1 protein-coding gene is annotated in these 2,194 nt (G+C 68.9%); it reads right to left on the minus strand.

The features are described from left to right. Positions 1 to 2,194: baseplate megatron protein TIM-barrel domain-containing protein (locus tag C4S70_RS19285; RefSeq protein ID WP_235003898.1), on the minus strand; the 2,194-nt coding region annotated here is incomplete at both ends.

The raw sequence follows: 2,194 nt of genomic DNA on the forward strand, positions 1-2,194 counted from the left end.
GCGCCCCAGAGGCCGGAGACGTCGATCCGCTCCTCCGCCAGCCCGGCGCGCAGGCAGAGATGACGCACGAGCGCGGCGAGCGAGACCGCGCCGAGGCGACCGGTGAGCCAGTGTCCGAGTTGCCAGTTTGCGCCGTCCGACCAGACGTCGGTGAGCGCGGGGAAGAAGGGATGCGGGCGCGCGTCCCAAGTCCAGGCAGCGCATTCCGCCACCTCCACCATGGGCACGCCGTAGACGCTCGAGACGGGATTGTTCGCGGGATCGGCCCAATAGAGCGCGGTGGCCTCTAGGTAGGCCCGCTGGATCGGATCGTCCCGCCAGCCGCGCGAGAAGTATGGCAGCGCGCTCTCCGAGGATTTCGGATCGACGAACACGTTCGGCTGGTTCGTGCCCCGGTCGACGGCAGGGCAGCCGAACTCGGTGAAGCGGATGGGCTTTGACTCCGGCACCCATGCGGTGCTGGATTTGCCCTCGATGATCGCCTCGATGCCGAAGGCGAGCACATCCTCGCCGGCCGTGGCCGAACGCGGCCCGAGGCGCAGCTGGTAGTTGGACGCGGCGACCGTCACGTCCACAACCATGTCGATGCGCCAGACGCCGCCGAGATCGACGAGCGCCTTCGAGACCATGGGGTTGGGGCCCTCGAACCAGCTCTCGATCGCGCCTGTGGCAAGGTTCACCACCACGCCCGTGTCGCCCGCGCCCGAGGCCGCGAAGTCGAGCATGGCCTTGCCCGAGCTTCCGGCCGAGACGTAAGCCGAGATCGCGACCCGCTCGCCGCCTGCGAAGGAGAAGAAGCCCGGCGTCGCCCCGTGCCAGGTCGCCCCGCCGCTCGCGATCAGCGCCGGCGCCGTGAAGCCCCGATGGCTGCCGCTGCCGGCCGCGAGCGTGACGCCCGAACCGATGGGATTCCAGCCGAGCAGCTCCGCGCCCTGCGTGGCGATGCCGAGGCGCATCCCGGCCGGCCGGTCGTGATGGGACTCCCGCCACCAGGAGCGCAGATCCTTGAAGCGCCAGATCCAGTCCTCGCCGTAGTCCCCATCCGTGATCGGCGTCCGGTTCTGAGCATCGCGATCCGCCTGGCTCGCGTAGAACCAGTCGAAGCCCTCGCCGCCCTCCACGTTGGATTGCAGGTAGGCGCGGTCGTAAATGGCGGGCCAGCCTGCCTGCGCGTCCAGATGCTCGAAGCCGTCGCGCCAGTCGGAGATCGGCATGTAGTTGTCAATGCCGACGAAATCGATCTCCGCGTCGGCCCAGAGCGGATCGAGATGGAAGAACACGTCGCCCGAGCCATCGGCGGGTTGGTGGCCGAAGTATTCCGACCAGTCGGCGGCATAGCTAATTTTCGTAGACGGCCCGAGGATCGTGCGCACGTCGGCCGCAAGGCTCTGAAGCTGCGCCACCGCCGGATAGCTGCTGGCGCTGTCGCGGATGGTGGTCAGCCCGCGCAGTTCGGAACCGATCAGGAAGCCGTCAACGCCGCCGGCAATCGCGCAGAGATGGGCGTAGTGCAAGATCATCCGCCGCCAGCCCCAGTCCCCGGACGGGCCGGTGTAGCTGACCGATTCGCCCGAGATCGCGAAGTCCGCCGGCGTCGCCTTTCCGAAAAAGGCCGAGACCTGCGCCGCGGCAGTCGCCGTCTTGTCGACCGCGTCAGCGTAACCCGCCGCCGGCGAGCAGGTGATGCGCCCGCGCCAGGGATAGGCCGGCTGGCCTAGGATCGTGGCGTTGTCGGAATAGGGGTTCGGCAGGCTGTTGCTCTCGGGCACATCCATCAGCAGAAAGGGATAGAAGGTGACGCGATAGCCGCGCGCCTTGAGCTCGCGGATCGTCTGCACCACGGCCGCGTCGCTCGGCGTGCCGCCATAGACGGGCCGGTCCTCGGCATCGGTGGAGACCAGATGCGCCGATGCCCGGTCCACGCCGTTGACCCGCCAGGCCTGCGGCGTGGTGGACTTGGCGCTGGTCTCGACGCCGGGGCGGATCTCGCACGCCCCGGCGCGCAGGTCGTTGCCGAACCACGAGACTACCAGCGACACGCTTTCGACCGCCGGCGCCAGCGCCTCGAGCCGGTCGAGGGAGACCAGAAAGTCGGCCCGGTCGGTCTCGGCATGGACGTTCTCGGGTGTCGTCTTCGCGCCTTCCACCCGCATCACCGGCTCGGTGGCATAGACGAACTCGCCCGCGCCGGGGA

It is taken from the genome of Jhaorihella thermophila, assembly GCF_900108275.1.
Taxonomy (GTDB): domain Bacteria; phylum Pseudomonadota; class Alphaproteobacteria; order Rhodobacterales; family Rhodobacteraceae; genus Jhaorihella; species Jhaorihella thermophila.